Origin of the sequence: Sinomonas sp. G460-2, from assembly GCF_047759905.1 — a bacterium.
Lineage (GTDB): Bacteria > Actinomycetota > Actinomycetes > Actinomycetales > Micrococcaceae > Sinomonas.
Window position 1 is genome coordinate 1 of the sequence record NZ_JBKZWT010000205.1, and the last position, 6508, is coordinate 6508.

The window sequence follows — 6508 nt, forward strand, 5'->3', positions numbered from 1 at the left end:
GACACCGCGCTCGGTCGCGTTCAACGTCCACGGCTTCCGCGTCGGGGTGCACCGCGGAACGGGCGAACTGCAGATCCTGCAGAGCGTCCAGCCCGCGGACGCCGGGGTCGTGGTCAATCCGCGGCAGTGCCGGGGCCAGGTCGAGGGCGGGATCGCGCAGGCGCTCGGCGCGGCACTGTGGGAGAACGTCCGGATCGACGAGACCGGGCGCGTGACCACGGACATCCTCCGGCAGTACCACATCCCGACGTTCGCGGACGTCCCGCGGAGCGAGGTGTACTTCGCGGAAACCTCGGACCTGCTCGGGCCGCTTGGGGCGAAGTCCATGAGCGAGAGCCCGTTCAACCCCGTGGCTCCCGCGCTCGCGAACGCGCTCCGGGCCGCCACGGGGATCCGGTTCACGGAGACGCCGTTCACGCGGGACCGGATCTACCTCGCCCTCAAGGAGGCGGGGCTCGCCCTCCCGGTGCAGCGGGCCGCCCTGCAGCCGGGCGTGCCAGCCGGCGCCGTGATCGGTTGATGGCTGCCCCGCCGCGCTCCCGTCCGGTTGAAGTTTCCCAATCGGCCGGGGGCGCGGCGCATCGTGGCTTGTGACTGTGTCGGGTCCCGATAAGTGGGCAGGAGTACGGGTAGACCCTTGACCCAGTGCCGAACCGCTCGTTAGAATTTCGTGTATCAAAAAAACTTTTCCGGATTGCGAAACTGTACTCCGGAATCAGTCCAGAAAGGGGAGGAAGATGCCCACGAAAGAGACCAACCAGCTTGCACCCGCGCAGGAGTCGGCGGCCGTCGAGCGCTACATCCCCCGGGAATGGACTACGGACCCGGACTTCGCCGTGAGCGATGAGCGGCACGAGCGGCGCGGCTGGTTCACGCGCATGCTCGGCTGGCTCGCCGCACACTGACCCGCACGCGAAAAGGGGCTTCGACGCTGAACGTCGAGGCCCCTTTTCGCGTGCTGCGATGGTCAGATCGTGGCAGCCTCGCGCGCAAGCCACGGGTAACGCTCGACGTCGAGGCCGGCGTAGTCCGGGTCGAGGTAGATGTGCAGCCGTTGGATCTTGAAGTCCCAGATCTCGAAGATGTTGCAGAAGCGGCCCGCGCCCCATTGCGGGCTCCCGGCTTGCCACGCGCCGTCGCGGTGCTTGCCACGAGTGAGCCCCTCGACGGCGACCGTCGTCCCGCCCGAGAACACGAAGTTCAGGTGCGAGGTCGTGTGGTCGATCCATTCGAAGGTGCTCGCTAGGTCTCCGAACATCTGGCCCACCTGCTCGACGCCCTTCGCGAGCCCCCATTTGGGGAACCACACCATGCAGTCGTCGGCGAAAAGGCTGAGGATCGGTTCCCCGTTGCCGCGCGTGCCTCCGCGGTCGAAGGTGTTGAAGTACTCGAGGATGAGCGCCTTGCGCTGGTCATCGGTCATGGTCTGGGTCGAGATGGTCATGGTTTCCTCCGGTATCTGGGTGTGCTGACGGTCCCTTCTGGGGGAGCCGGAAGCTGTGGGTCAGTTCTGCGAGGTCGCGGCGACGGTGGCGCCGAGCGTGTGCCCAGCGGCCGCGGCGTCGGTGAAGTCCTGGCGGAGCTCGCCGAGGCCTTCGATGCGGGTGACGAGGGTCTGGCCCGGCCGGATCCAGCGCTGGGGGTCGCGGCCCAGGCCCACGCCTGCCGGCGTTCCGGTCAGCACGATGTCTCCCGGGAAGAGGGTGACGATGCGGCTGAGTCCCGCGATGAGGCCAGCGACGGGGAAGATCAGCTGGCTCGTCCGGGCGTTCTGCACCTGCTCGCCGTCAAGCCAGCATTCGATCCCGAGGTTGTCGGGGTCGGCGAGCTCGTCGGGCGTCACGAGCCACGGACCCGTCGGGGTGAAGCCAGGGAAGGACTTGCCGAGGCCGAACTGCGGCGCGGGGCCGGACAGCTGCAGGACCCGCTCCGAGATGTCCTGGGCGATCATGACGCCGGCCACATGGGACCAGGCTTCGTCCGCGGCGACGTTGTGGGCCTCTCGCCCGATCACGACGGCGAGCTCCGCCTCCCAGTCCGTCTTGCCTCCCTCGGGCAGGACGACCGTGGTGTTCGGGCCCGTCAGGCTCGAGAGGAACTTGGGAAACACCGGCGGGAGCGACTCCGGCGCCTCGAACCCCGATTCGGCGGCGTGGTCCCGGTAGTTGAGGCCGACCGCGAAGATCTGCTTCGGGGCCGGCGACGGGGCGCCGAGTCCCGCGGGGTCGATAGGTACCTCCCGCCCGGGCGCGGCGGCGGCGGCCCATTCCACGAACTCTTCCCAGCGATTCAGGATGTCCGCCGGGTCGGGCCCGAAGACGCCGTCGCTCGCGCTGTAGACGTCGAACCACCGGTCGTTGCCGAGGCTGAGGACGGTCCGACCGTCGAGGTTGGCAATGCGCATGTCTCTCCTTAGGGAGCTCGGCCCGCCGGAGGCAGTCCTCCGGCGGGCACGGAGCAGATGGTTCTGGGGAAATCAGTCAGCCGGCGACGGCGGCGGACGGCTCCGCTGGCACGGCGACTTGAGCACCGGGTCGGCCGAGGATCGTCGCGAGCGCGGCGCGGAGGGCGGACGCGGGGTCGGCGGGCCGACTTTCCTGTCGCCAGGCGATGACGCGGTCCGGGCGCACGAGGAGGCACCCGTCGTCGTACGTTCCTCTGACAGCGGCCCAGTCGCCGAGGACGTCGTCGTAGTCGCCGCGGGCGGCGATCTGCGCGACGCGGATCGGCACGCCCGTCTCGGCGGCGACGATCGCGGCGGCCTCGGACCAGGCCGGGTCCGCGATCCCGGTGACGAGGGTGAAGTGGCCCTTGCCCACAACGTCGATGGTCGAGACGCGGTCGGTCCCGTGTTGGAGCCACGCATGCGGGATGGGGGCGCCGGGCTTCGACGTCGGCTGATAGTAGAGCTCCCGGTCGCGCTCGGAGTCCGGCCACGGCGTGCCGTCGTCGAGGACCGCCGTGGATTCGTAGCGCTGCCCCAGCTCGACGCCGTGGGCGTTGAACTGGTAGTTCTGCAGCTCGATGGCGGAGGCCAGGTCCTCGCGGCGCCGCGCTCCCGTGGGGGTGGCGGAGAAGAGCTCGTCGACGTTTTGCCAGCCGTCGTCGAGGGACTGGCCCGGGCGGAAGCCGAGCGCCTTCGCGACGGGCGCCATGTCCTGGACGCTCTTCATGGCGCGGTCCACGACCTGCTGACCGACCGGCTGGCGCTCCCGGGTGTAGCTCTCGAGGAGGGCCGGGCTTGCGTCGCCCCGGAGCACGAACGCGAGCTTCCACGCGAGGTTGAACGAGTCCTGTACCGACGTGTTCGAGCCGAGCCCGTTGGCCGGCGGGTGCCGGTGCGCGGCATCCCCGACGAGGAAGGCCCGGCCCTTCTGGTACTCCTCGGCGACCATGTGATTGATCTGCCACCTCGAGACGGCCTTGATCTTCACGTCGATGTCGGGGTCGCCGATGGTCGAGCGCACCCGCGCGAGGAGGGCCTCTTCGCTTGTGTCCGGTTCGCCGTCGGCCGGGTCGTACATCGAGAGGTTGACCCACTCGGTAAAGGGACGCACGCAGATCCACGTTCCGGACCCGACCCAGTAGTCGTTGCCGGGCTGGGTCATCCAGTACAGGACGCCGGGCCGGTGCTCGGTGTACTTCGTGAGGTCCGCCTCGACCCAGATGTTGAGCGCGGCGCCGAGGCCCATCTCGCCCTTGAAGGCGAACCCCAGCTGCTCGGCGACGGTGCTGCGGGCCCCATCCGCGCCGACGACATAGAGCGCGCGGATGGTCTCTTCCACCCCGGTCTCGCGGTGGCGGACCACGGCCGTGACGCCGTCGGCGTCCTGCTCGACGGAGACGAGCTCGGTCAGGAAGCGGATATCGGCGCCCCGCGATTCGGCTGCGCTGCGGAGGACCGGCTCCAGGATGTGCTGGGGCGCGTTGCACATGCTCGTGGGGCTCGCGGCCTCGTAGTCGGCTTTGCGGCGAACGCCCGTGCCCCAGGTCTGGAGCCGCGCGATCTCGGTCCCGGCGAAGCTCGTGGCCCACACGTTGTTGGACATGAGCTCGTTCGGGGTCGCGATGGCGCGCACCTCGCCCTCGATCCCGAGGTCGCGGTACACCTCCATGGCGCGCTGGTTGGTGATATGCGCTCGGGGCGAATTCGCGGTGCCGGGATAGCGGGTCACGGTGAGGGCTCGGACGCCGTAGGAGGCGAGGAGCGCGGAGAGAGTGAGGCCGGCGGGGCCGGCGCCGACGACGAGGACGTCAGTGTCGATGGTCATGAGCGAACAACTCCTCCGGCAGCACGTGCCGATCGGGATGAGAGCTGAGCGGCTGCGTTGGGGCTCTGCGGCCCCGTTGGCGCAGTCTGCCTCCCTCGAGTTGCTCAGTTCCGGCTGTTTCGAGGAAGGTTATGACCACGGTAGAGCCGCATCTTCGACAAAAGCAATAGTTTTCGAAAATCAATCGTCTGCGACGAGGCCGGAGGCCAGGAGGATGTCTGTCGTCCGCGAAATGTGCGTGTCGAGGAGTTCGCACGCGCGCGCTGCGTCCCGCGCGAGGGCCGCCGCCATGATCTCGCGGTGCTCGGCGCCGACATTGCGCTCGCGGCCTTGGCCGAGCGGCACCGACAGTCGCTGGTACAGCTCGGCCGGCGCGCGCAGATCGTGGGCGATCCCGACGAGCAGCGGGTTCGCGCATCCCGCCAGGAGCGCTTCGTGGAAATCGGCGTGAGCCTGGGCCCACTCGTCGGACATCACGGGCGGGTCTTCCGCCGTGAGCATGGGCGTTGAAGCGAGCCTGTGATGGGCGGCGAGCAGCTCGCTCTCCCACGTGAGATCGCCCTCCTCGATCGCGTGCCGCAGGACGGCGACCTCGATTTCGCGCCGCGCCGCCGTGAGGTTCTTGAGGCCGGTCTCGGTAATGGGGGTGACGCGGAATCCCCTCCTCGGCTCGGAGCGGACGAGCCCCTGCTCCACGAGGCGCGAGAGGGCTTCGCGCAAGCTGCCGACGCTCGCGTCATAGGTTGCGCCGAGCTCGGCGAAGCGCAGCTTCTGGCCAGGTTGGAGGCGTCCGCCGAGGATGTCCTCGCGGAGACGCTCGTAGGCCTGCTCGTGCCGCGTTCTCAGGGGGACCGTCATGAACCGATGTTATCGAAGATTCTCGGGTTTCCCCCGCCTTTGCTGCGCAGAGGGGCGTGAAGCGCCTTGGATGGGTCCCCTCGGAGAGCTCCGATGACGAATTTTCGAAAAAACTCTGGACAGGCGAAAGAACGGGCCCTACGGTGTATGGCATGCGCCACATTCGCCGTGACTGACCCCGGCGGACGCGCCCGCTCCCTCTCCCCACCGTGTTTCCATCCACAAGGAGCTGTCATGGCCGACAACCGCAAGCGTCGCCCGATCAACCGCCCAAAGTTCCACCACACAACCTTTGCGACGACGAAGTTGCACGAGATGGTCGAGTTCTACGAGAAGGTCGCGGGACTCGAACCAGTTCACTACGGCGACGAGGCGGCGTGGCTCACCAACGACGACGCCAATCACCGCATCGCCCTTCTCGCCCTCCCGGGCCTGAAGCTCCCTCAGGACAAGGGGCACACCGCGGGCCTTCACCACACGGCCTTCGAGTACGAGAGCTTCGACCAGTGGATCGACAACTACCTGCGCCTCAAGGCGGACGGCATCGTCCCGTTCCTCAACCTGGACCACGGCATGACGATGTCGATGTACTACCAGGACCCCGAGGGCAACGGCGTCGAGATCCAGGTCGACACGTTCGGCAATTGGCACGCGTCCAAGGAGTGGATGTGGTACTCGGCCGAGTTCGCCAAGGACCCGATCGGCGCGCACTTCGATCCCGACAAGATCGCCGAGGCGCGTGAGCGGGGCCTCTCCTTCGAGGAGATCCACCGCCGCTGCCGCGAGGGCGAGTACAAGCCCGAGGTGATCCCCGAGGTCTACCTCCCCGAGTTCTGGTGAGCTCGGACCGACCGCAGGCCGCGCAGCTGCAGCCCTTCCCGGTGGGGGACCGCCTCATTGCCGAACAGAGCGGGATGGGTCGAGACTAGGACGATGCCAGACTTCCGCGGCATCCTGCCGGCGGGCTTCACGCGCTTCTCAACGGACGGACTGCCGGACGGGCGGCGCATTCCCCAATGGGAGGAGCACAACGCCCGCGCCCTCGTCGGACTGACCGCGACGACCAACGGCGGGGCGCCGCTGCGCGCCGCGGAGCTCAACCTCGCCCTCCCCCAGCTCCAGCTCGCGCGCGTTACCGGGACGGCGCATCGGGTCGAGCGCGACGAGGCGCAGATCGCCGCGAACCCGGCGAGGGGAATCGTGGCCTACTTCGCGCTCGACGGGGCGGGGTCCTTCTACCACCGCTACGGCTGCGAGACGATCGCTCCGGGCCAGGGGATCGTCATAGACGCGGACCAGCCCTTCGAGCGAGGCTTCGCCGACGGCCTCACGGAGCTCGCGCTCAAGGTGCCGCGGGCCGCCGTCGTCCGCCTCCTGGG

At 68.6% G+C, this 6508-nt stretch carries 7 protein-coding genes and 1 pseudogene; 4 read left to right on the top strand and 4 right to left on the bottom strand.

From position 1 onward, the window contains the following. Together ACLN58_RS15885 and ACLN58_RS15890 are read left to right on the top strand one after the other, a co-directional pair. The coding region (locus ACLN58_RS15885; protein ID WP_415856226.1) for a molybdopterin cofactor-binding domain-containing protein at positions 1-520 on the top strand (520 nt) is incomplete at its 5' end. A gap of 217 nt (positions 521-737) precedes the next feature. Beyond that, a complete protein-coding gene (locus ACLN58_RS15890) occupies positions 738-905 on the top strand; it encodes a hypothetical protein (RefSeq protein WP_415856227.1) in 168 nt (55 codons plus the stop codon). A 62-nt stretch (positions 906-967) separates the two neighbouring features. On the opposite strand, the gene ACLN58_RS15895 is transcribed toward ACLN58_RS15890, so the two are convergent. The 4 genes from ACLN58_RS15895 to ACLN58_RS15910 form a co-directional block, all read right to left on the bottom strand. Then, a complete protein-coding gene (locus ACLN58_RS15895; protein ID WP_415856228.1) occupies positions 968-1444 on the bottom strand; it encodes a nuclear transport factor 2 family protein in 477 nt (158 codons plus the stop codon). A 60-nt stretch (positions 1445-1504) separates the two neighbouring features. Next, positions 1505-2404: a fumarylacetoacetate hydrolase family protein gene (locus ACLN58_RS15900; protein ID WP_415856229.1), complete on the bottom strand. Its 900-nt coding sequence runs from the start codon at positions 2402-2404 to the stop codon at positions 1505-1507. A 76-nt stretch (positions 2405-2480) separates the two neighbouring features. After that, positions 2481-4271 (bottom strand): FAD-dependent monooxygenase, encoded by a 1791-nt coding sequence (locus tag ACLN58_RS15905; protein ID WP_415856230.1) that lies wholly within the window; start codon positions 4269-4271, stop codon positions 2481-2483. A gap of 180 nt (positions 4272-4451) precedes the next feature. Next, complete coding sequence (locus tag ACLN58_RS15910; RefSeq protein WP_415856231.1) at positions 4452-5129, bottom strand: GntR family transcriptional regulator; 678 nt, start codon at positions 5127-5129, stop codon at positions 4452-4454. Positions 5130-5363: 234 nt separating this feature from the next. On the opposite strand from ACLN58_RS15910, the gene ACLN58_RS15915 reads away from it, so the two are divergent. After that, positions 5364-5969 (top strand): VOC family protein, encoded by a 606-nt coding sequence (locus ACLN58_RS15915; protein ID WP_415856232.1) that lies wholly within the window; start codon positions 5364-5366, stop codon positions 5967-5969. A gap of 93 nt (positions 5970-6062) precedes the next feature. After that, positions 6063-6508 (top strand): annotated as a pseudogene (locus ACLN58_RS15920) (AraC family transcriptional regulator); the annotation flags it as partial.